Origin of the sequence: Sneathiella sp. P13V-1 (genome assembly GCF_015143595.1) — a bacterium.
Lineage (GTDB): Bacteria > Pseudomonadota > Alphaproteobacteria > Sneathiellales > Sneathiellaceae > Sneathiella.
This window is the reverse complement of sequence record NZ_WYEU01000002.1, coordinates 145,018-168,709: the sequence shown is the minus strand read 5'-3', so window position 1 is coordinate 168,709 and position 23,692 is coordinate 145,018. Positions and strand designations below refer to the sequence as shown.

At 45.2% G+C, this 23,692-nt stretch carries 23 protein-coding genes; 8 read left to right on the top strand and 15 right to left on the bottom strand.

What is annotated here, in order from left to right; all coding sequences use genetic code 11:
• Positions 1-50: 50 nt before the first annotated feature.
• Both GUA87_RS07720 and GUA87_RS07715 read left to right on the top strand, forming a co-directional pair.
• Positions 51-908 (top strand): AraC family transcriptional regulator, encoded by an 858-nt coding sequence (locus GUA87_RS07720; protein ID WP_193715992.1) that lies wholly within the window; start codon positions 51-53, stop codon positions 906-908.
• A gap of 71 nt (positions 909-979) precedes the next feature.
• Complete coding sequence (locus GUA87_RS07715; RefSeq protein ID WP_193715991.1) at positions 980-1,864, top strand: DMT family transporter; 885 nt, start codon at positions 980-982, stop codon at positions 1,862-1,864.
• Here GUA87_RS07715 and GUA87_RS07710 read toward each other — a convergent pair.
• Positions 1,861-2,562: a cell wall hydrolase gene (locus GUA87_RS07710; RefSeq protein ID WP_193715990.1), complete on the bottom strand. Its 702-nt coding sequence runs from the start codon at positions 2,560-2,562 to the stop codon at positions 1,861-1,863. The two genes, GUA87_RS07715 and GUA87_RS07710, sit on opposite strands and share 4 nt — an antisense overlap.
• 537 nt (positions 2,563-3,099) lie before the next feature.
• Between GUA87_RS07710 and GUA87_RS07705 the strand changes: the two genes are divergently transcribed.
• A complete protein-coding gene (locus GUA87_RS07705; RefSeq protein ID WP_193715989.1) occupies positions 3,100-3,423 on the top strand; it encodes an ArsR/SmtB family transcription factor in 324 nt (107 codons plus the stop codon).
• Between the two features lie 86 nt (positions 3,424-3,509).
• Here GUA87_RS07705 and GUA87_RS07700 read toward each other — a convergent pair whose 3' ends face one another.
• On the bottom strand, positions 3,510-4,529 hold the full coding sequence (locus GUA87_RS07700) for an NADPH:quinone oxidoreductase family protein (protein ID WP_193715988.1): 1,020 nt from the start codon (positions 4,527-4,529) through the stop codon (positions 3,510-3,512).
• 101 nt (positions 4,530-4,630) lie between these two features.
• Here GUA87_RS07700 and GUA87_RS07695 point away from each other — a divergent pair, with 101 nt between their 5' ends.
• Positions 4,631-5,380: a cytochrome c biogenesis CcdA family protein gene (locus GUA87_RS07695; protein WP_193715987.1), complete on the top strand. Its 750-nt coding sequence runs from the start codon at positions 4,631-4,633 to the stop codon at positions 5,378-5,380.
• A gap of 1 nt (position 5,381) precedes the next feature.
• Here the strand turns inward: GUA87_RS07695 and GUA87_RS07690 are convergent, their stop codons facing one another.
• Positions 5,382-5,582 carry a hypothetical protein gene (locus tag GUA87_RS07690; RefSeq protein WP_193715986.1) on the bottom strand — a complete coding sequence of 67 codons (201 nt, stop codon included), beginning with the start codon at positions 5,580-5,582 and terminating at the stop codon, positions 5,382-5,384.
• 150 nt (positions 5,583-5,732) lie between these two features.
• Between GUA87_RS07690 and GUA87_RS07685 the strand changes: the two genes are divergently transcribed.
• Positions 5,733-6,470 (top strand): SOS response-associated peptidase, encoded by a 738-nt coding sequence (locus tag GUA87_RS07685; protein ID WP_321575889.1) that lies wholly within the window; start codon positions 5,733-5,735, stop codon positions 6,468-6,470.
• A gap of 3 nt (positions 6,471-6,473) precedes the next feature.
• On the opposite strand, the gene GUA87_RS07680 is transcribed toward GUA87_RS07685, so the two are convergent.
• Both GUA87_RS07680 and GUA87_RS07675 read right to left on the bottom strand, forming a co-directional pair.
• Positions 6,474-7,355, bottom strand: a complete 882-nt coding sequence (locus tag GUA87_RS07680; protein WP_193715984.1) for an RNA polymerase factor sigma-32 — start codon at positions 7,353-7,355, stop codon at positions 6,474-6,476.
• A gap of 131 nt (positions 7,356-7,486) precedes the next feature.
• Positions 7,487-8,734, bottom strand: coding sequence for an MFS transporter (locus tag GUA87_RS07675; protein WP_193715983.1), 1,248 nt, complete (start codon positions 8,732-8,734; stop codon positions 7,487-7,489).
• Positions 8,735-8,886: 152 nt separating this feature from the next.
• On the opposite strand from GUA87_RS07675, the gene GUA87_RS07670 reads away from it, so the two are divergent.
• The gene (locus GUA87_RS07670) at positions 8,887-9,732 is read left to right on the top strand and encodes an AAA family ATPase (RefSeq protein ID WP_193715982.1); all 846 of its coding nucleotides are present in this window, start codon (positions 8,887-8,889) and stop codon (positions 9,730-9,732) included.
• A gap of 14 nt (positions 9,733-9,746) precedes the next feature.
• Positions 9,747-10,925: a vWA domain-containing protein gene (locus tag GUA87_RS07665; RefSeq protein ID WP_193715981.1), complete on the top strand. Its 1,179-nt coding sequence runs from the start codon at positions 9,747-9,749 to the stop codon at positions 10,923-10,925.
• A 5-nt stretch (positions 10,926-10,930) separates the two neighbouring features.
• Here the strand turns inward: GUA87_RS07665 and GUA87_RS07660 are convergent, their stop codons facing one another.
• From GUA87_RS07660 to GUA87_RS07635, 6 genes are all read right to left on the bottom strand, one after another.
• Positions 10,931-11,479: a hypothetical protein gene (locus tag GUA87_RS07660; protein ID WP_193715980.1), complete on the bottom strand. Its 549-nt coding sequence runs from the start codon at positions 11,477-11,479 to the stop codon at positions 10,931-10,933.
• An 89-nt stretch (positions 11,480-11,568) separates the two neighbouring features.
• Positions 11,569-16,935, bottom strand: a complete 5,367-nt coding sequence (locus tag GUA87_RS18200; protein WP_193715979.1) for an RHS repeat-associated core domain-containing protein — start codon at positions 16,933-16,935, stop codon at positions 11,569-11,571.
• Between the two features lie 97 nt (positions 16,936-17,032).
• Complete coding sequence (locus tag GUA87_RS07650; RefSeq protein WP_193715978.1) at positions 17,033-17,533, bottom strand: hypothetical protein; 501 nt, start codon at positions 17,531-17,533, stop codon at positions 17,033-17,035.
• A gap of 9 nt (positions 17,534-17,542) precedes the next feature.
• Positions 17,543-18,094, bottom strand: a complete 552-nt coding sequence (locus tag GUA87_RS07645) for a response regulator (RefSeq protein WP_193715977.1) — start codon at positions 18,092-18,094, stop codon at positions 17,543-17,545.
• Positions 18,095-18,116: 22 nt separating this feature from the next.
• A complete protein-coding gene (locus GUA87_RS07640; RefSeq protein ID WP_193715976.1) occupies positions 18,117-18,572 on the bottom strand; it encodes a MarR family winged helix-turn-helix transcriptional regulator in 456 nt (151 codons plus the stop codon).
• A gap of 50 nt (positions 18,573-18,622) precedes the next feature.
• Positions 18,623-19,336, bottom strand: coding sequence for a histidine phosphatase family protein (locus GUA87_RS07635; RefSeq protein WP_193715975.1), 714 nt, complete (start codon positions 19,334-19,336; stop codon positions 18,623-18,625).
• A gap of 75 nt (positions 19,337-19,411) precedes the next feature.
• Between GUA87_RS07635 and GUA87_RS07630 the strand changes: the two genes are divergently transcribed.
• Positions 19,412-20,293, top strand: coding sequence for a LysR substrate-binding domain-containing protein (locus GUA87_RS07630; protein WP_193715974.1), 882 nt, complete (start codon positions 19,412-19,414; stop codon positions 20,291-20,293).
• Here GUA87_RS07630 and GUA87_RS07625 read toward each other — a convergent pair.
• The 4 genes from GUA87_RS07625 to GUA87_RS07610 all read right to left on the bottom strand — a co-directional run bounded on the left by GUA87_RS07625 (position 20,290) and on the right by GUA87_RS07610 (position 23,627).
• Positions 20,290-21,150: an MBL fold metallo-hydrolase gene (locus GUA87_RS07625; protein WP_193715973.1), complete on the bottom strand. Its 861-nt coding sequence runs from the start codon at positions 21,148-21,150 to the stop codon at positions 20,290-20,292. The genes GUA87_RS07630 and GUA87_RS07625 overlap by 4 nt on opposite strands.
• A 142-nt stretch (positions 21,151-21,292) precedes the next feature.
• Entirely contained in the window at positions 21,293-22,468 is a 1,176-nt protein-coding gene (locus GUA87_RS07620) for a M20 aminoacylase family protein (protein ID WP_193715972.1), read from the bottom strand.
• Between the two features lie 54 nt (positions 22,469-22,522).
• Complete coding sequence (locus GUA87_RS07615; protein ID WP_193715971.1) at positions 22,523-23,164, bottom strand: LysE family translocator; 642 nt, start codon at positions 23,162-23,164, stop codon at positions 22,523-22,525.
• Entirely contained in the window at positions 23,157-23,627 is a 471-nt protein-coding gene (locus tag GUA87_RS07610) for an Lrp/AsnC family transcriptional regulator (protein WP_193715970.1), read from the bottom strand. Before GUA87_RS07610 ends, GUA87_RS07615 begins: the two co-directional genes overlap by 8 nt.
• Positions 23,628-23,692: the final 65 nt, after the last annotated feature.

The window sequence follows — 23,692 nt, the reverse complement described above, 5'->3', positions numbered from 1 at the left end:
CGACTTATGATCTAAACACACGCATCAGCTAAACAAACAAGGAGAGCCTGATGCGAAAAGCAAATGTTCAAAGATACGAACAACGCCTGCAACGCGTAACAGATTACATTTATGAGAATCTGGATCAGGATATCGACCTTCTGCATTTGGCTGATATTGCGTGCATGTCCCCGTATCACTGGCACCGAATTTATCAGGCCGTACATGGGGAAACGATTACGGCTACGGTGCGCAGACTACGTCTGGCAAAAGCAGCACATCTACTCACCAATACCAGCAGAAATATTGCTGAGATTGTAGAGAGCTGCGGGTTTCAAAATACTCAGTATTTCACCCGCGTGTTCAAAAAACACTACGGTGTCCCTCCTGCGCACTATCGCAAATCTGGTCCACATGCACGCTTCGACAAACCTTTTAATCAATTGGAGGAAGATATGTTTGAAGTAAGTGTCGTAGATCATCCCAAATCGCGGATTGCCGCAGTTCCTCACATCGGTCCCTATATCAACATCGGTGCCGCTTTTGATAAGATGTATGGCAGTCTTGATCCATCAACGATTGACTGGTCACTCAGCAGAAGCGTTGGCGTTTATCTTGATGACCCCGACACGACATCAGAGAGCGAACTCAGATCTTTCGCTGGAGTCACCGTTGGTTATGATTTTAAAATCAAAGCCCCGTTGGAGGAGATAGAATTGCCTGCGTCCAGATATGCGGTTCTGCACTATAAAGGCCCTTATACAGATATGCGAAAAGCATATGGGTGGCTTTTTGAGGAATGGTTGATGGACACCGATGAGGAACCCGCCAATGCCCCTTGTTTTGAAGATTATCTCAACAGCCCGCGGGAAACATCACCAACAGAATTACTAACCGATATTTATTTGCCGCTCGCAGCAAAAACTTAAATGCTGCTTGCCCTATCCCGCTTGTTCAGGTAACCGAAAGATAACAACAACATTCCTTCGGTTATCTGGCCATGCCCCTGCTTTCCACAAGACAAAAAGGTACTCTTCTGACCACACTCGGAGTGTTGGTTCTGACCCCGGATGGGTTATTGGTCCGCTTAATCGATCTGGATGCCTGGTCGCTTTTATTTTGGAGAGGCTGCCTTTTCGGTTTGGCCATTTCGCTATTCTATTTAGCCACGCACAGGAAGTCATTTTTATCCATTTTCACTTCCATGGGGAAAGCCGGACTGTTGGCGGCAGCCTGTTTTACCTCCAGCACATTATTTTTCGTTCAGTCGCTACACAACACCAGTGTGGCGAACACACTTGTTTTGATTGCTACGGCCCCCCTATTTGCGGCGCTTTTAGGACGAGTATTTCTAAAGGAAAAACTGGAGCGAGCTACCTGGATCGCCATACTTGTCAGCTTACTTGGTATCGCCTTTATCTTCAGTGAAAGCCTGTCTGGTGACAACTTAATTGGGGATATCTTTGCACTTTGTGCCGCCTTGTCACTTGCAGGACAAATCACCACGGTGAGAAGCTCTCCAAATACGGATATGGTCCCCTCCCTCATTGTCAGTGGCATTGCTATTTCAGTAATCGCACTGCTTTTTGGAGCTTCAACAGGCATCCCAGAAGGAAATAATCTCTATCTGGTTCTCATTCTCGGCTGTCTGGTTTTGCCATTGTCTTTTGCGCTTATCACCATAGGGCCACGCTTCATTCCCGCAGCCGAAGTTAGCCTATTAATGCTGCTGGAAACTTTTTTGGGTCCATTGTGGGTGTGGCTTATCGTCCACGAAAAACCCGCCAACGAAACATTGGCGGGTGGTATTCTGGTCTTAGCGACCCTTGCTGCTCATACGATCTATACATCACGGTCCAGAAAAACCGGCGCGCAGACGCTCTAGATATCCGTATAGAAAATGTGACGGCCGACTTCTCCCACTTTGGCAAGGCTTAGACGCCACTTTGGAGCCACATAATCAGCGTGATAATGTGTGGCCTGTCGCGCAACGCCACTGCGTTCACCAGACATAACAAGCGCCACTACTTTCAAAGATCTCTCCCAAGCGCGAATATCTGTAGGGCGGTCTTTTTTGCCATCACAGGCAAAGGAGAACTGGCATCTGTTAAACAGTTTTTCGTTCTGGAACACCACTTCACAAGCAGTATTTGGAAATCTCTTGCTGTGCACGCGGTTCAGAATGACTTCGGCAATAGCAACTTGGCCGATCAAAGGTTCACCTCTTGCTTCAAAGTAAACAGCCTGAGCTAAACAAAGCTCCTGTCTGGTAAAGCTATGATCAAACAAATCAGTGCGCGCAATCGAAGCCTCAACCTTTGCCACATCTGGCATATCGAGATTTTTAAGTTCTGCCAGTTGGCGAGAGGAGATCTTACCGATCTGCTCATACTTCTTATTAAGTTCTTCAGGAGAAGAAACATTATAACGGTTAAACGCGTACTTCTTCTCAAGTGTCGGATCTCCGACAACTGTTTGTAGAAGAACGAGGCTCGCGGATAGCAGCATGGCGACGACAGCCGCACTTGCCACGACAAGTCCTGCCTTTTCCGCCGTCCAGAATTTTCCGAATGACTTCAACATTAGTTCTTATCCAATCACACTCATCATCACACAGTGACGCCCACGCCCTTTATTAACGAACGATTAATATAATGTGTATTGCATTTTTTTCATCCCTCATATGCGTGGCAAATTGAGGATAAAACTGTGATTTTGTTAACTATACGAGAGGATCTTCCTCATTTTTTTGCATATTTGCAGGGAAACTAAGAGAAATTCAGCAGATACAAACTAAAGAATAGATTTTAACCCAAGCACTATAAAACATGATTCATCGACTAATTGTGACGTAAATCACAGTATTAAAAAAATCATTTTTCACCCGTTTCGCGCTTATTAGTCAGGATTACTACTTTTGTTGTATATAATATTTTTCTGATACTGTGTCATATTTGCATGACTTTGATTTTATTGGATTATTTTTTTAGTAATATGTGATATACACACAAAATCAGAATTTTTTTCACAGAATTGAATTGTTTTACTTGCATCAAAGTAGGTTTTCGTTATATCAGCTGTTCTGAATTTTAATTCCACATTATTGTATTGGTTGAGTAAATGGATATCACAGCACTTCAAGACAAGGCTCTGGAAGCCAGCCGTTTTTTAAAAGCAATGTCTAACAAGCACCGCCTTTTGATTCTGTGTAATCTGGTGGACGCTGAACGGTCCGTCGGTGAGCTGGAAAAAATTGTTGGACTGAGCCAGTCCGCTCTGTCCCAGCACTTGGCGCGCCTACGTAAAGAAGAAATCGTGAAGACACGCCGTGAAGCCCAGACAATCTACTATTCTCTCGATGATGAGAGCGTGATTGATGTTCTGGAGGTTCTGTACGACATCTTCCTTGGTGAAGAAGACGGTTCTCTCGCAGACGTCGCGTAATACGTAAGACAGGTTTTTGAAAAGGCTTCGCTTGAGCAGTTATATGACTGCTTAGCGAAGTTTTTTTTTGGACTTACCAAACAAATCTAAATCAGGACAATCTGTTTTCCGGACACTTGGCGCTGCTCCATTGCCGTTAAAGCTTCTGCCACTTGATCCTCCTTCCAAACTTGACCAATGTAAGGTTTCAGTTCTGCTTCTTCTGTTAACTTCACCAGTTCAAGCCAGGCGGAGCGACCCGCCTCCGGGTTGCGGCGACCATACTCACCCGCTCTAACTCCTATCAGATTGATCTCTCTATCCCTCAAGTCCCGAAGATCTACCTGTCCGAAAGCGCCCGAAGCAAATCCGACAAGAAGAACGCGCCCGCCTCTCCTAAGAGCTTTAATCCCTGTCTCTAATATCTGTCCGCCAACAGGATCCAGAAACAGATCAGCACCTGCACCATTGGTATACCGCAGAATATTTTCTTTCCAATCCGATTGAGAATAGTCGATTAAAAAATCCGCTCCGCTTTCCGCTGCGATCTTAAGTTTCTCTGTACTGCTCGCCGCAGCGATGACAGTTGCACCCAGTGCTTTGGCAACAGCAACAGAAGCCTGCCCAACCCCTCCTCCAGCGCCAGAAATAAGAACTGTTTCTCCTTTTTGAAGGCGTCCCCTTCGGACTAATGACACATAAGCCGTTTGAAACGTCACCGCAAAGGCGGCTGCCTGTTCGCAGGTTAAGCTCTCAGGGGCTAATGTAACATTCTCTTCAGTTACAACTGCATGTTGCGCACAAGCACCCGTTTTGCCTTTAAACATAACCCGATCGCCAACTTTGACATTTTTTACGTCTGATCCGGTTTCGATCACGTCTCCCGCCCCTTCCATGCCGGGGACAAAAGGAAGTTCGGGACGATGTTGATACTTTCCATATGTCATCAAAAGATCAGGAAAATTCAGAGCCGCTGCTTTCACTTTTACAAGGACTGACTTGGAGGACATCGTTGGCAAAGGAAAACAACCTTGTGAGATAGCTTGAGGACCCTCTAGCCTATCAACGATACTTGCTGGGGTATCAATGACCTTGCGCGTTGATGCGTTCTTGTTTTTATTTTCCATCACTTTTCAGTCTTCACATTGCTGCGACAATCTTGTTACTGGATTGTACTCACTTTAAGGTTTATGTGTGAACACAATCAAATCAATTTGCGGACAAATTTATGGCTGGTTCAGAAATATCCTACTTGGCAGCAGTTGGCGGAGGTATCGCCAGTTTTCTTAGCCCTTGTGTACTGCCCTTGGTTCCAGCCTATCTATGTCTGGTAGCAGGTACCAGTCTTGATGAATTAAGCGACAACGAAAGTACAACAGGTAAACGCGTAAACCCAACCAAGGTGTTTATGATGGCCCTGATATTTGTGCTGGGTTTTTCCACAGTATTTATTCTGCTTGGCGCAGGGGCCTCATTTATCAATAAACTCCTCATTCAGCATCTGGATATTCTCTCCAAAATCGCCGGAGCTGTCATCGTGATTTTCGGCATCCACATGACTGGCCTTATCCGTATTCCGCTTCTGTACCGCGAGGCTCGCTTCAACAATGTTGATAAGCCACAAAGCTGGTTGGGAGCTTATGTCATTGGGTTGGCATTTGGGTTTGGTTGGACACCTTGCATTGGCCCTATTCTGGGAACCATTCTGGCGATTGCGGCGAGTGATAGTTCCTTGAGCTTTGGTATAAGCCTGCTGTCCGTCTATGCCCTTGGATTAGGTATACCCTTCCTGCTCGCGGCTCTCGCGATTAATCCATTTATGAATTTTATGAAGGGATTTCGGAGGTATTTCAGGGCGGTGGAAGTTGGGACCGGCGCCATGTTAATGGCAACCGGTCTCTTGATCTTTACAGGCCAGTTTCAGGTCCTGGCTTATTGGTTCCTGGAATTCTTTCCTGGCCTGGCTAACCTCGGATGAATTAGTTCGTAAACTTATTTACAGTTGCGCCTAAGTTTTCACCCAGGACCGTGCCCAAAGTGTCCTGATGTGCCCCATAAGTCATATGGGGTTCTGCTACCGTTTCTGTTGTGGGGAAATAGGAAAGCAATAGCATCGCACCGATTAGTGCCGCCGCGATGACCCATGTTGCTGTTGCCTTGTCCTGCATTGCTCTGCTCATAAATAATGTTTCACCAAATACTCAAATAGGAAAAACTACGCCGTTTGTACCCCGTGATTTAGTGGACAATTTGAAAGCTTCAACGCCTAATCAAGCAACTGTGATCGAGACTACTTCCTTTCCAATTTTTCTGTAACAGCCATCACATTGATGATACCTTGCATATGGTTTGAAAATAGAAAAGTTCTGGCAATGTGCTCTAGATTTAGCTTAACCAGCCCTTTAGAGGCTTTGCGTAAACTTTTCGATTTTGCGGGAAGCCCGAATTTTGCCCCGCGCTACAACATTCCTCCGACAACAAAAATTTTAGCCGTTAGATTATCAGCAAAAGATAAGGCTAAACGTGAGGCCTTTATGCCTCAATGGGGATTGATACCGCCTTTCGCTAAAGACACATCAGTTGCTGTCAGAATGATTAACGCACGCTCTGAGAGTGTTTCGGAAAAACCATCCTTTAGAAGCCCCTTCAGAAAAAGACGGTGCCTGATACCCGCAGATGGGTTTTACGAATGGCAAAAGCAGCCAGATGGAAAGAAACAACCCTTCTATTTCACGTCAAAAGATAACCATCCTCTTGCTTTCGCTGGACTGTGGGAACAGTGGGACGGAGGGGAGCAAGGCATGGTGGAAAGTTGCACGATCCTGACAACCAAGGCCCCTTCATATATGGAAAATATCCACCACAGAGCCCCGGTCATCATTCGTTCTGAGGACTTTGAAACCTGGCTAACGGGAAATGATGCCGCCTCTCTCCCTCCTTCAGATCAGGATCCAAATTTAAAATTCCATTCTGTTGATCGCAAAGTTGGCAACGTAAAAGAAGAAGGGGCAGATCTGATTAGACCTGCCCCGATCCCCATTCGACCAATTCAGGGAGATTTATTTTAGTCATCAGTGTTTGATGCGAATTTCCTCTTCCTGACTAATGCGCATAACTGATGACTTCAGCTTCTCGTAGGCTTTGTGTTCTATCTGCCGGACACGTTCCTTGGTAATTCCAAGACGCACACCTAATGCTTCAAGTGTCACCTTATCTTCTGTCAGGCGGCGCTCACGAATAATAAGTTGCTCCCTATCTGTCAGCTCTGTCATCGCAGTTCTAAGCCATTTCCCTCTGATCTGACCATCATGCACCCGCATGGTCACTTCTTCGGGATTTGGCATGGTATCGGGCAGAAAATCACCGACACTATCGTCCCCATTTTCACTAATGGGTGCGTTTAAGGACTGATCTCGAGTTGCCAGCCGGTTGGACATATTTTCTACATCCTTAAGCCCCACACGTAGCTTCTCTGCGATACTTTGTAACGCTTCTGTAGAGACTTTGCCTTCTTCAGGGTTTTGGATTTTTGCCCGAAGCCAACGCAAATTAAAGAATAGCGATTTCTGAGTGGCGCTTGTCCCAGATCTGACGATCGACCAATTGCGAAGTATATAGTCCTGCATTGCAGATTTAATCCACCAGCTCGCATATGTTGAAAATCTGATTTCCCGCTCAGGCTCAAATCTGGAGGCAGCTTGCATCAAGCCAATATTGCCTTCCTGAACAAGATCGCTGAGAGGCAAGCCATAATGTGTGAATTTTGAAGCCATGGACACAACAAGCCGGACATATGCCGTTACAAGTTCGTGCAGAGCTTCCTCATCCTCCTCGTCCCGCCATCTGGTTGCCAACATAAACTCACGTTCCCTGCTGAGCATGGGAGCAGCCATAATGGTAGAGATAAAGGCTCTATTTTGTTTAACTGTGCCGGTGGTATCGTTTTTGGGCATCTATCTTCACCCCTTGTTAAAAGTGAAAACTTCAATCCCCCCAATAAAACTACTTTATTAGAATTATTATATTCTAAACTATTACCTCAAAAATCTAATATTACAAGAAATAAATATACAAAATTCGATGACTACTCTTTTAGGTTATTTTCGGGATTACCTGTAAAAGACCAGAAATAGAAAATACATGCAGTGACCAGCAGGGCGGCGATCCCTAAGAAGGATATCTCGTACCCGTGTTCTGGTGACAGCCAGAGCCCCCATCCCACCAGCATTTGCATCCCCCCTACGCCAAGGATACTGACCATATTTAAAGTCGAATTTGCTCTCCCCACAAAATAATCGGGGAAAGCGGCCCGGCACTGTGCCGCAAGCACAATATAATGCTGTTGAAGAAAGGCGATAGATACAAACAGTCCAGCTATAGCCCAAAGTGGCAGCCCGTCATTCAACCCCAGAACTGTAAAAGCGACGATCTCAAATCCAACAGCTGTATAAACAATCATCTTTCGGCTAGGGATTACACGGTCCAAAGGTCCAAAAAACAACGCCCCGACCGGAATTGCGACAACCATCATAAACAGTATTTCACCGCGCGCCACACCATCCAGCCCATATATATCCTGCAAATAGGGCCCGCCCCACATTCCTAAAATCGCAGTTGAGGGACCAAAGGCAACAAAACCCATGGCCAAGAAATAAAAGAAACCAGGGAATTTCAGAACCTCGACATACCCCTTAATGCTGGCAATAAGCGTTGTGGGCTGCTTCGCATCCTGAACATATTCATCGGGCGCATCCCGTATCACCATAACGCCAATAAAGACGGCCAATAACGTAAAAGCTGCGACGATAAAATAGGCTGGCCGCCATCCAAAGGTTTCGATGAAGTAGGCCAGTGGATAAGATGCCAAGATACTGCCAATACTTGACGCTGCCATCATCCATGAAGCGATGGTGGCAAAGCGATCCACTGGAAACCACTTTGCAAACAGCACATAGGCTGACATCATTGTTACAGAAAATCCGCCGCCCAAAAGCATTCGCGATAACAGCACTTCTTCAAAGCTCTGTGCGAATGCCATAACCAAACAGCCAACGATGGCGGCTCCCACATAAAATGGCATCACCCGTCTAGGGCCATAACGATCCAGCAACAACCCATTGGGAATCTGTAAAACTGCAGACGTGAAAAACAGGATTGCCGCAATGCCACCAAGATTTTCAACCGCAATACCAATGTCATTCGCGATCGGCGGAATTGTAACCGCACCGGACAAGCGGTGAAACTGTCCTATTCCAAATAGAACCGCACTGATTAAAAATATGTAGTAGGCTCTGACACTTACCGACTTCTGGGTGGCTTGGCCGCTGGACATTATATGGTGGCTTTCTTTTTTCCTTTACGTTCTGCCTTTTTTGACTTTTTGTCAAATCACTTGATCAATTTGGCTTCTATGCCTACTTTTCATAGCTAATAAATGCCGCGCCATTGCGCCGAACGAATAAGAACAGAACCCGAGAGTAGAAGATGAAATTCCAAGGTACAGATTCCTACGTAGCAACAGAAGATCTTATGATTGCGGTGAACGCCGCCTTAACACTTGAACGCCCGCTTTTGATTAAAGGTGAACCAGGTACGGGTAAAACCGTTCTCGCCAAAGAAGTTGCGAAAGCACTTGGCAAAGAGTTTATTGAATGGAACGTAAAATCCACCACAAAAGCGCAGCAAGGGCTTTACGAATATGACGCTGTCTCTCGCCTTCGCGACAGTCAGTTGGGTGATGATAAGGTTCACGATATTTCCAACTACATCCGACCAGGTAAACTTTGGGAAGCCTTCACAAAAGACAACGCCCCTGTCCTTCTGATCGACGAAATCGACAAAGCCGACATTGAATTTCCGAACGACCTTCTTCAGGAACTGGACCGGATGGAGTTCTTTGTGTACGAGACACAAGAAACCATTAAGGCTAAAAACCGTCCGCTGGTGATCATCACATCCAACAACGAAAAAGAACTGCCTGATGCCTTCTTGCGCCGTTGTTTCTTCCACTACATCAGTTTCCCTGATGCAGAAACAATGCAGCAGATTGTTGAAGTTCACCATCCTAATGCAAAGCAGGAACTGGTACGCGAGGCGCTGAACATCTTCTTCGATGTACGTGACACAGCAGGCCTCAAGAAAAAACCCTCCACAAGTGAATTGCTTGACTGGTTGAAACTGTTGATGGCGGAAGAATTGCCAGAAGAAATTTTGAAATCCCGTGATCCATCTAAATTGATCCCGCCACTTCATGGGGCGCTATTGAAGAACGAGCAGGACGTACATCTTTTTGAACGGCTTGCCTTCCTGCACCGTCGGGATCAACGGTAAAAGGGGCTCCCCCAATGTTTGTGAAATTCTTTTTCAACCTGAAAGACGCCAAGATACCCGTCACATTACGGGAATATCTTACGCTGATTGAAGCCATCAAGGCCGGGGTTGCTGAATATTCCGTAGACGACTTTTATTTCCTCGCCAGAACTACTTTGGTGAAGGATGAGAAAAATCTCGACAAATTTGATCAGGTCTTTGGTCACTGCTTCAACGGGATCGAGTTCATTTCAGACAGTGAAGCCGTGGAACTTCCTGATGAGTGGCTTAAGAAACTTGCGGAACTTTCCCTAACCGATGAAGAGAAAGCGCAAGTGGAAGCCATGGGTGGCTGGGAAAAGCTCATGGAAACTCTTCAGGAGCGTTTGAAAGAGCAGAAAAAGCGCCATCAGGGCGGCAACAAGTGGATTGGTACCGCCGGCCGCTCTCCTTTTGGCGCTTATGGTTACAACCCCGAAGGGGTCCGCATTGGCCAGAAAGAAAGTCGTCACAGGCGTGCTGTTAAAGTATGGGATAAACGGGAATATAAAAATCTCGATGATGACGTTGAACTCGGCACCCGTAACATTAAGGTTGCACTAAAACGTCTTCGCCAGTTTGCCCGTCAAGGCGCCGCCGAAGAGTTGGATCTGGACGACACGATCAAGTCAACAGCAAGGAACGCTGGTTACCTTGATCTAAAAATGCGCCCGGAACGCCATAACGCTGTTAAAGTGCTGATCCTGTTTGATATCGGTGGTTCTATGGATGACCATATCAAAGCCTGTGAAGAGCTTTTCTCTGCCTGTCGTACAGAATTCAAGCATCTTGAGTTCTACTATTTCCATAATTGCTTGTATGAAAAGCTATGGAAGGACAACGCGCGGCGTCACAAAGACTTCATCGCAACGATGGATGTTCTGCACACCTACCCATCTGATTACAAAGTAATTTTCGTGGGAGACGCGACCATGTCACCTTATGAAATTGCCTATGCAGGCGGTAGTGTTGAGCATTGGAACGAAGAGCCGGGTCAAGACTGGATGCAACGCGTGTTGAATATCTACAGCAAAGCGGTTTGGCTTAATCCGGTGCCCGAGAAATATTGGGAATACACCCCTTCGGTCCAAATGATGAAACAGTTGATGACGGACCGCATGTATCCGCTTACCATTCATGGTTTGGAAGATGCCATGAAAGAACTGAGCCGCTAGTCGGCTCAGTCATCCACCTCGTCGAACTGAATACGGTTCACCATGCCCAGCATTCGGGTGAAGCAGAGCTTTTGCAAAATCACTGACAGAATAAGTGCGTATACTGGTAAATGAACCACGCCGCCTGCTTCCACCTGCACTATATACACCATACCCACTGTAGAAATGGCGATCAGGTACCAAATCCGACCAAAGAAACGTAACCGGCCGGAGGCTTTTAAGAACTTATCTTCCTGAACAGGGTACTTGTACCAGACATCAAATGCCACTGAGAGGCTATAGACTGGCCAAAGAATGAATGTGAGTCCGAGCACTGCGGCATCTGGGAGACGATTGGCTTTAAACAGTACCAGAAGGGCGTCCAGAATAGCGAAGGTTCCTTCCAAACCCCTGTATTCGGGAATGGTTGCGATTGGGGTAAAAATCGCGATCCCCAAGCAGGCCGCCGACAACATACATAAAACACCCAAATATCTGTCCAGACCCTGAGAATGTTTGGCAATAGTATTACGGTGTGCCATTCCCACCAGAAATGTCTTGAAAAGCTCTTTCATTTTCCCCTCTCCTCGAGCCTTCTTTATAAGTTATGAGGACAGGATTACCAGAAGAAAGGGAAGAAGATATCCTTCTTCCCTCCCCTATACTATGGTGCAACTTCCACAGCATCATGATCATTCATAAAATGATCATGATGCTCAGCCGCCGAGCCAGCATCGTCCGCATCCCTTTCAGCGTCGCGGATGACCTGTAGCTTAGGCAACCAATCATGGACACTTAAATAGCTACTATCATCAAATTTTGCCACTCTCAGGCCCTCGATAGGGCCCAGGACTCTAAATAGAAATCCCTCAGTTCTCGGATGCTTCCACGATCTTTTCTTGATGATCGTGAACGATTTTCTATGCCAGAAATTAATAATGGTCACTGGGCTTGCGGGAGGACATAAGCTCAACAGAATAGCATTGGATCGCCATATTTTATAAAATGCCGCTTGATCAAACCCCGGAACCTTACCGATCATAGTGGCCATCCCCCCGTAATATCCGCAAGATCCAACAGCAAACCACATGTAAAGTTGCAACATATACAACGGATACCAGGCATATTGAACGCGCCTACTCCAACTTCCTTCTTCAAACTCTTGATCCCAGAAACCTTTGCGGCCAGAAAACCCACGATACGCAAGTCCTGCTCTAATAAGTTGGCGACGAAGCCAAGGACGATTGGACAGTTTCTCCTCTGTCATAGCGTCATCATATCCAGGATAAGGCTCTTTAAAAATGGCGAAAAACGGGAGCAACGCCATATTTCCAATCATGCTATAGGGTGTAAACCGCAACATATTATAGAACAGATAGTTTAACTTATCTGTTGCACTGGGGTCTTCATCTGCAAATGCTGGATATCCCCGAATTGAGTTTCTCGCGACCATCAGAAGAGGAAAAGTGACAAGCTGGAAGGAAACCTTCCAAACCACGCGCCGCGCAGATACGATCCAATAGTCTCGTTCTTTGGCCTTGTGCTTCTGTACACCCGCCCAGTAATCTGCTTCGTTGCCTGAATACCCATAACTAAAGCCGATAAAAACCAACAACGTTAGAAAATTAGCCAGTAGATCCCTACCAAAGCCTGCCTCTGCGATATCTCCATCTTCATATTCAAAGGATGTGGAGGCGAACAAGGCCAACAAAAACGCCGAACCCAGAGCCTGAACGAAGCCACCGAAGCGGGTCCAGCCTTGCATATACTCACCCCGAATATGTCGATTATACTCTTCCTCATCAGCCTCTTCATATTCGGGTTCCCGATCATCATATTCAGGTATTTCAACACCTTCTTGATACCCAAAAGTAAGGCGGGAGAAGGTTGGATATCGAACCCATCTATCCGGCTCGTCGATTACGTCTTCCTCCTCTTCATCCGATACCTGAGGCGCGTCTTCAGCTGCAGCGGACATTTCAATTGCGCTCGCGGGAGCACTAGGGGAACCTGCTGAAACGGCAACTTCCAGTGTCGGATCTGCCTCCGGATGATCAGCATCAGGTGCAGTTAAGGGAATTGGCTCATGCGGCATCATCCCTGATATATCGACAAGATTTACTGGATTATCATTTGCGTATTCGTAAGGATTATTACTTGCCCTAATTGGGTCGGGGCTAAGAAAAACACCCAGCACAGGATCATAATATCTTGCTCCCGCATAATATAAGCCAGTTTCGGTATCATACTCTAAACCTGCAAAACGATATTTCTGGTCGGCACCGGCATCCGGCATTGCCCCAAAAGGCGTCGGACGAGGCAAAAAATGAGCCACACCATCGCCACCAGATCTTGCGACCAAACTGCCCCGAACATCGTGATGGAAGAAAACAATTTCTTCATCCGTGATTTCCTGATCGGAGATCGCTTGCAATGCATAGGCGGTGGGTGACATGCAAAGCGACAGATATGAAATCAATACGGTGTTAATGGTCGTGCTACGAAAAAACCCACAACCCGTTTTTGTGTTTAATCGCAAAATCAAAATAAGAACAATGGCAGCAACCGAAAGAAGTATTAAGGTCTCCTTTTCAACTTTCAAGAAAGTTAAGGCGTTATCTGTTGCTTGATCAATCTTCTTGTTTGCCTCACTTAAAAACTGATCACCCAATTCCAAATCAGCCAATGAGATTCCAGCATAGAGTGCAGAAAGATGTTCTTCGTCCAACTGCCTTTTAAACACTGCGACCTTACCCATATGGTCCCAGACATACAGGCTTTCCTGCAATGCACCATCTTCATCAATCTGCAGTTCGTAGAATGGATCAATGTAGTATTTTGCTCCAACGCCTTTCACAGATTTCGAAAGACGTTTTCCAAAATGGTCATAATCATATTCCACGAGGGACTGTTTGTTCCCTTTCTGAATAACACTGGAAGTCAGTTTGTTTTCCATATCAAATGTATGGGCTGCGATAGTTCGGTCAGCTCGATTGTTCGATATTAAGTTCCCGAAACGGTCTCTTTTGGCACCCCTAAGACGATTTTCCAAACTATCGAAAGCCAACTTCATGTCAGAAGCAGAAGACTTTTCTGACGACAACAGAACAGATTTTAAGTGATCCAGCGCATCATATTCATATGCCAAGAGGGCCGAGGTTGATGTGTTTACAGCTTTTCTTTCAAGTATTTCGCTTTGAAGATTGTTTGAAGAATTGTGTAGATAAGAAACACTAAACTCATCACTTAAATCAGAGGCCTCATTCTTGAAATTAATCCCTTCTATGGAACCATTAGCCGCCCAGCGATAAGTTTCCACCATACCATTGGCTAAATACTTCTTGAGTGATTTTTGGCCCTTCGTGATATCCGGCTCATATCTGGAGATAATGGTTCCTTGTTCCATCCATTTCTTATTCGCAACTTCAATCCAATGTATGTCTTTCAGCCGACTATTGTCATAAGTGTAACCAATGCGACTACCGTTTGGATACAACACCTCCGAAAGGCGATCTCCAACATAACTGTAAGAGATGTCAAATTTCAAAAACCCCTTCTTTGATCTGGCATTTGGAATATGGACGGTTTTTTGTGTTGTGAGACCTTTGGCGTTGTAGAAATATGAGATTTTCTTTCCAGATGGTAAGTGAACCGTAGCTGGTTTGTTTTTATGAACGGCATCGTACAGAATGTTGTAACGCTGACCGGCTGGAAGTATTTTTTCAATCAGGCGACCAAATTGGTCATAACGCAAGGTTAAGCTCTCTCCACCTTTTTCAACGGCAATAACTTGTCCATTTTCATCATAAGTAAAACGACTTTCGCCGTATTCACCACTCTTTTCAAAAGTGACCTGCCCGAACTGATCAAAGTGTACTTCCTGAAAAAGTTGATTATCTCTAATCAGCTTAAGATGACGATTACCCTCAACAAAGCTCTGCTCGATCCTTACTTCCTCGATCACTCTGCCTGTGGTGTCATGCTTTGCGGAACTCATGCTTTCCAGACGTCCAAAAGCATCGGTTGTCTGGTTTATTTTTGAGATTGTGACCTGTTGTTGATCCGGCGCTTTTTGTGCTTTATGGAAACTTTTTCGCAGTCCACCGCTTTCAGTAGCGGTATATTCTATAAATTCCGTGGCGGTATAGGCTACAGAGGTAGCACTTTTGTCAACTGGGTCAGTATATTTTTCACTACGTGCCTGTATCAAGCCAAAAGGCCCAACCTCTACTCTTTCGAAACTACCATCATCATATATAGATGATGTCTGTATTCCAAAACGAGGATCAAAAGTCAGGACCGCCACTTCGTTTCGGCCCGGACCCTCTATGGCCAATTTCTCAGGGAAGGAAGCATAAATTTTCTCGTAACTTATCTTGGTCGCAACCCCACCTTTACCAAGGTGCTCAATAACATTTCCATGCTCATCGAATACATATTTCAAGAACACATGATTATTGCTATTGCTTGAATCTATCACTCGTTCATCTACGGAACGTAGCTTTCCATCTTCAAATTTATAGTTGAACGACCGTGAGACTTTTGTCTTCTCTGCCTCGTTTTCGACTGTAATCGATTGCAATCTGTTCAGATGATGAGGATTTTCATCTACATTGGGCACCCAATATTTGGAGGTTCTAACAATGTCTCCAGTTTTTTCCTCCACAAGCCTGCCTGAATTATCATACCTGAATTGCGAAAGTGTTTTTTTTCGATCTACCAGATTGACTGTTTCCACAGAGTTTTTCAGCAAGAAAGTTCCGTGTTCCAACTCATGAAGACCGTAGCTATTTCTAGTTTCAGCTAACTTCGGTTGCTCACTTAGCTGAACTGCCCCCCCTTGCGGGGCTTTAAATTGCCCGCTTAAGATAACAAGATCGGCTTCAACCCCACGGCCATATTGTAAAAACCGCCCATTTTGCTGGTCCGATTTATACCAATAAACGCGACCATAATGTTTCTGTTTCCCCCCATCTTTAATAGGGTCAAGAAACTCATATTGATCCGCTCTAACACGTTTACCTTTCAGAAGAAAATCCACCTGTTTCAGGATATGTTGTTCCTCCATTTCTTCGTAATGGACTTTTGCCACGAGATCTCGGCCGTAACTCACAGCTTCCAACCTAGGAGATGAACCTTGGGTCCATTTGAAGTTAATTTCTGGCCTACAATATATCCGTTGGATAACTCTCGAACATTCCCGCACTCGCGCAGCCACATCTTGAGAATGACTTACCTCAATCGAATGAAATACATCTCGTCCGATAGAGGACAATACTTGTGTCAGTTCACCTTCATGATAGCGAAAATCGATACGTCTCACCCCTTTAGAAGTAACACTCTGCGGCCCATAACTCACAGTCAGCAAGTTCTTGCTATTTTGGTCATATCTGTAATCAATAAAGTTTCCAAATTCGTCTTCGACATAGTTTAGCTGAAAACTCTTTTGCCCATCATTTGACAAGTAGACCCGTTTAAGCCCATCTCTATTTTCTAATACCCACGCATTATCTTTCCGGGCAATGTTCACTCCCGGCCATAAGGGGTGATGGTAACTCTGTGTCTCTTTTTTCAGATCTTTCTGGATAAGCTTTTTATCAGAAAGACAGTAGTATTCAGGCTCATCAAGGCAGACGGCTATTTCGCCCAATTGGACGATCAGTGCAGACATTTTGGGATCGATATTGTTAAAAGCAATTTCAATATCAGGCGTTAGCCCGTTTACGCCAGGTGATGCCGCTACGGGATGCCTAAAATGTACATCACCGGACTTTAAATCGGGAGAAATAAAACGGGTTGGTTTTTCATAAGGGATCGCCTTAGGTTGGTTTCCCGCCTTATCTGACAACGGGTTTTCATGTGCTTCAGCGGGGTCATTCCAGACACGCTTTTCCTGCATATTCTGTAAAATGGTACGATCAGGAGATTGTTTGTTCTGAAACGCCTCTTTAGCAACTGTTGAGGACATCCCGAAAAAAACAGCTAAACCAAACGTCACAAAGTTTTTAGACAACACTCTGAATTTAAGCATAAATCTTTCCCGCAATAAGACTGATGAGCCTTCTGCTTTTAAGCAGAGGCCTTCAGAACAAAACGGTATCTATGCCTATAATGTGAAAGAGGCTTGGTTACTGATATTGTCTGATCGCTGCGGACAGCATTTTCTTTAATTCTTGTCCAATCTGCCCGCCATCCCCTTGTATTCGGCCGTTGATGGTGGCTTTCATTGCGTCCACATGGGCTTTGATAATCTGGACATGGTTGTCTGATAAGCCAGCGTTCGGCCCTGTAAAATCATAAAGGCTATCGCCAAATGTTGACACAAGCGGATAGCCAAACGTCCCCCCCTGCCCCTTCATTTCATGAGCAATTTCGTTAATCGATTTATAGGTAACAATGCGCTTGTTTTCAAAATTTATACAAACTTCCACGTAACCACTAAGCTTGCTTAAGCTGTCCTGCACCCAGTCTGGATAGTCAGAGATCATTTCCTGAAAAAGATGCTCTGTCTCTTCAAGAATATGAACAGGGAAATCACTGTTTTCTGCAGTCGCCCCAATACCACCCGCTTTCTCCATCAAGCGATTTCTCATACGATAAAGACGCACTTCGATTTTTGGCTTATTCATCGTCTCCTCCTACTCGTAAATCACTTTGACACGTGGATCTTTTTCCGTCAGCAATCGCTTGTTTTCTCCTTCGTAGGGAAGGAGTTGACGTCTTCTATCCGGTCCGAAATAGTCTTTATTCTGAACAAATTGCCGTCCAGAACTCAATAGTTGCAAGACTTTATCCGCGACGGAATTCACGGAAAACGGTTTTGCCAACACTTCCGTCACCCCAAGATCTCTGGCTTCTTCCACTTTTGATTTGTCTCCAAAGCCTGTGACCATCAAAAATGGAATAAATTTGTTCGGACTTTCGCTGTGTGTACGGATCCATCTCAGGAACATCAAACCATCAATCGGGGCCATTTGCCAATTTGACACGATGAAATCCAAATTCATCATGCCCGCCTTCGTTGGGTTTTCTTTTACCAACTTGATAAAATCGATGGCACTTTTCACATCTGTAAAAGTCTTTATGTTACCAACCCCAAGCCCCGCAAAGGTTCTGCGAAGAAGAGACACCATATAGGAATTATCATCCACAAGGACGATGTTAAAACCCGTTAGATCTAATTCAGCCAAGTTAAACCCCTTTTGATTGGCATTAAGTGATCTTCTTCAAAAGATCTAATAGTTGCTTTTGCTCCTCAGCGCTAATAGGAGCCAGCGTAAGTTCTGTTACCGTTTTCCCTTTATCGACAAGCTTTTCAATCAGCGCTACACCTTCTGGCGTCAAGCTAAGTAGCATTTTCCGCTTATCCTGCTCGTCTGCCTTTGTGGCAACAAGTCCACGGTCAATCAAACGACGGGTAACTCCCTGAATGGTAGCGGGATCCATAGCCGTAAGTCGCCCAAGATGATTTTGTGAAGCTTCCCCGCGATCCCGCAGTTTTACAAGAGTTGAGAATTGTGTTGGAGTGATCTGATGATCGTTAAATTGCCCTTGGAAAATGGCACTAGCCCTTTGGTGGGCTTTCCGCAGCAGGAAACCAATTTGTTCCTCAACCTGATAGCCATCATTCCTCTGGTCATCTTGATGTTGAGCAGTCTCATCCGTCATTTTAAACACTCCGGTAAAGCTCTTAACTTAAACACTCTTTGGTCAGGCCGTTATCCCACCACAGTAGATGCTTCCAAGCCTCTATCAACAATAGATAGTTCCGATCCTGAGTTATCGATTTTCAGGATCGAGCAATTATCCGGTCGATAGCTCATTATGGCATCCACATTATCAATTGCACCAACAATTGTATTCAACACCATAAAATGAGTAAAGAAAACAGCATCACCGCGTTGGTTTTTGACTATATCAAGGATACCGTTACGCCACTCAAGCAAGTTATCTGCCTGATCCTTCCACCCGGAAACCATGATCTCGTTCAACCATTCTCGACGCTTATCGAACGGAATACCATCTGAAGGTATTTCTGCAATGTTGGGAATTATCTTAGGTACACTATTCCAATATTCAGCAAGCGGCGCAGCGGTTTCCTGGGCACGTTTCAATGGACTGCTGAAAATCGAAATCGGCTCTATTTCCTCTTTCATTATTCTAGCGGCGTGCTGCGCTTGCTTGCGCCCCAATTCACTTAACTCAGGATCAGTAGACTGATCCCAAGAACTTGCCGCCTCACCATGACGAATAAAATAGAGCATTCTTCCCTCATATTTTTTGTTTTTATTTTGTTTAACAATTGAACAAACTTGTGGAAAGCAGTTTCTGTCGTCATTCAGTTCCTTTAAAATGGTTGGAAGAATTTGTGCTAAGAGTTGGGCATAACGCCAACACAACCTTTTAAATATTATAAATATTTTATATTCCATTATAGGTTCTTTTTAACTAAAGTATTTTGTAAAGCCGAGATCGTGAAAGTGACAACAAAAGGAAATCAGCCGGGCATGGTACAAAACCCGACAATCACTCACACTCAGCTGAAGGCTTTTCACGCCGTTGCAAAAACTGGCGGCTTTACCGCTGCGGCCAAATTTCTGGGCCTTACACAACCTGCTGTAACACAACAAATCAAATCCCTGGAAACTCAATATGGCGCTGAACTTTTTAAGCGCGTTGGCAAGTCCGTCACTCTAACGTCAACCGGATCTTTACTGCTGAACCTGTCCGATCGATACTTCAACATTGCAGAAGAAGCACATCATTTACTAACATCAATTATGCAGATGAAATCAGGCAGACTCCGAATTGCCTGCGACATTGCCGCTCGTGCGTTCCCTACAACGGCTTCTTTTCGAAACAAATACCCAGACATTAAGCTAAGTTTTTCCATAGAAGATCAAACCACTCTGGAAACCAGCCTTCAGGATTTTCTTGTGGATATTGCAATTTCAGGCTCACCTTCAAGCCATGATGATCTCGTTAGCTTTCCGATTGCAGAAGAGCCACTAACATTTAGCGTCAACAAGTCGCATCCTCTTGCCAATTATAATGAGGTCATTTCAAGTGAGATTGGAAGCAATGATATTATTCTGGTTTCCGATAACCCTCTGGAAGAAAGCATTCAAAAAACCATTCTGCAACATCTCAAACTGACGGAGAATACAGCTCAGTATTATCCCAACACAGATATGGTTATTGAAGCTGCAGCCAATAATCTAGGGGGTACTTTCCTATCCCGCCGGGAAATCATGCATGACAAAAGGCTGAAATCGGTGCGAATAAATGACAGCGACATCAAACGTCGTGAGTATCTTATTATGCATCGCAGCAAAGAAAATACCCCGTTAATAGAGGCTTTCTATCAATCACTGGTCAGCAAAGATTAACAGGCGAGATCAACCAGAAGCGGGACTTTGTTCTTTTCAAGCTCCAAGGTCATCCCTTCACGAGCAACCAATGTACCATCCCATTCTTTGGCAGCAGCCTCTGCAATTTTGTCCATCTTTTCGTCATCATGGGAAGGGTCGTGATGGAAAATGGCAAGCTGCCTTGCGCCTGCCTCCTGACAGAGCTTTACGCCTTCCTGCCAGGTGGAGTGCCCCCAACCGATATATTTACTGAATTCTTCATCGGTATAGGTGCTGTCATAAATGACAAGATCAGCCCCTTCGATTAGTTTCAGGATATTTTCATCCATTTTACCAAGTGTATGTTCCGTGTCGGTAACATAACAAACACTGACACCATCATATTCAACACGGTATCCTGTACCGCCATCAGGATGGTTAAGTGGAGCCGTTGAAACTTCAATGCCTTTACCTAACGAGAAGCTCTCACCTGCTTTAAAATCGCAAAAATCAATTTCAGCAGATAAAGCGTCGAAAGGAACCGGGAAAGTAGGCTGACACATCTGAGTCGACAAAACATGACGGATGCCACAACTATGCCCCAAATGGCCTGCATAAATCTTGATGTTTACATCATCGCGGTACACAGGCGCAAAGAAAGGGAAGCCGTTGATATGATCCCAGTGGGTGTGGGACTGCAAGAACAGGTAATCTGTAATACCTCTTCCCAGCAAGCAATCACCCAGATTACGTACCCCTGTTCCGGCATCGAAGATAATAATCTGATCGTCCAGGATCAATTCCACGCAAGAGGTATTCCCTCCATATTTAATATGGTTAGGTGAAGGTGTCGCAATCGACCCTCGAACGCCCCAGAATTTTACCTGTACTGTCATACCAAACATCACTCCATTAGTTTGGAACGGGTGTAAGACTTAATGTGGCAACAAGATAATAAAACACAAAACCCTAAATCACGCATTTGTGTTCTCCGTCACTAGCCCGACGCCATATCGGGCTAATGCGGTAATTTTATTACTACGCCGCGTCTTTTGTGAGAATGCGTTCAGTCAAACGACTCCAATAAGTCGCCCCTAGAGGCAGAATCTGATCATTGAAGTCATATTTTGGATTATGGACGTGACAGCTGCCTTCTCCTGCGCCATTGGCGATCATGATATAGCAGCCTGGGCGTTCCTGTAGCATCCAGGAGAAATCTTCTGCGCCCATTACCGGTGTGACATCCTTATCGACAGCAGCTTCGCCAACCAGCTCTTGTGCGGTTAAGATCGCCATCGCGGTTTCATCAGGCGTATTGATGGTAGGCGCATAGCGACGATCGTAAGTGAATTCGCATGTCGCCCCATAGGCGTCACATATGCCTTTCAGCATACGCTCCATATGGGATTCAATCATATTCTGAACTTCCGGGTCGAAAGCACGAGTTGTTCCACTAAAGACAACTTCTTCCGGGATCACGTTGCCTGTGTGACCGCCATGAATCTGCCCGACCGTGATAACCGCGGATTTTAGCGGGTCAACATTCCGACTGACAATTTTCTGCCAGGCACCGATAACTTCAGATGCGATAACGATCGGGTCCACGGTAAGGTGTGGGAAAGCCCCATGACCACCAACACCTGTGATTTTTGCCTCGAAGAAATCGGCTGATGCCATAATCGGTCCTGTCCGCACTGCAAATTCGCCAACCTCAAAGCCAGGCATATTGTGCATACCATAAACGCTTTCCACCGGAAATTTTTCAAACAGGCCGTCTTTAATCATCACGCGCCCACCAGCAACATTCTCTTCTGCAGGCTGGAAGATGAAATGAACGGTACCGTCAAAGTTTTTGCTTTCTGACAAATATTTTGCGGCACCAAGAAGCATCACAGTGTGACCGTCATGACCACAACCGTGCATCTTACCGTCAATCTGAGACTTATGAGCAAAATCATTAAGTTCCTGCAGATCCAGCGCGTCCATATCAGCCCGAAGACCAATGGCGCGATTACCAGTTCCGGCTTTCAATGTTCCGACGACACCGGTTTTCGCTAGACCACGGTGAACCTCAAGTCCAAAGCTCTCGAGCTTCTCAGCGACAAAATCAGCGGTTTTATATTCTTCAAATGCTGTTTCCGGATGCATGTGAATTTTATGACGCCACTCAGTCATTTCCGCGTGAATTGCTTCAATCTCTGGAAGAATTTTCATCTACCACTCCTGTCAGATGTATCGATTCAATAATTGTTGCAGCCCCAACAATAATTAATTGTCGAGCAAAAGGCTACCCAACGCAAGCACACCAAACAAGCCAATAATGATGGCCGAGAGAAAATTGACGTATCTTTCAAACCTGGCACCAAGGCGTTTCTTTAATTCTGTGGCAAGGTTGGCAAGGATAATCCACCAGATTGTTGACCCTAAAAATACACCGCCAACAAGCAAAACAGCTGAGTATTTATCAGAGAGATTCTGCAAAAAACCAATACCCGCAAATATCGCCGCGAAGGAGAGAATTGTTGCCGGATTGGTCATCGTTAGCAGAAAGGTTGAAAAATAACCCGTCAGCAAGTTTTTCGTACTTATGGATCCTGCCGCAGAGACCTCAGACCCTTTCATTGCTGACTGCGCAATTCTAATCCCGAGAAAAATCAAAAAGATCCCACCGATGGCCGCCGCCGGTGTTTTAAACTCAAGCAAAAGATCCGCGATCGCGGTTAAGCCAAAAGCGGTGATTGATGCGTAGACTGCATCAGCGGTTGCTGCGCCAAGCCCCGTAGTGATAGCTGACAACCGTCCAGAAGAGACAGCCCTTCGCATGCAGAGAACTCCTACCGGACCAACTGGGGCAGCAATAGCAACGCCAATCCCGACACTTTTGGCGAACAAAATAATAAGCTCATTCATTACCCTCTCCCATTTTCACACAGTTTATGAAGGCACTGTCTTTCTGGGAGGAAAAAACAATAGTTGTTTCTGTGCGCCCGACCACGCCAGCGATTTTTATGTCATCAGTGAGGATTTTCTCTAATTCTGCCATCGAGGGGGCCACCAGTTTCAAAAGATAATTAAATGCCCCTGTAATATGATGGCACTCTAAAACGCTGTCAGTGTTGCGCATTTCGGTTTCAAACGTTTGACAGTCTTCAAGACGATCAATCGCGACTTGAACGAAGGCCAATACATCTGCACCTACACGCTCTCGATTTAACTTAATAGAGAAATTCTGGAACACGCCCTTGGCCTGCAGCTTGTCGATACGATCCTTAACCGCGGTTACTGAAAGCCCCACAACTTCTCCAATTGAAGAATAGGATTTTCGGCTATCAAGTTGCAGGATATTTAAAATTTCTCTATCGACCTTATTCATCAGAATATTTTTCCGTATATCAAATAATTTACTGTAAATTATTCGGATTTAGGAAATTTTTCAAG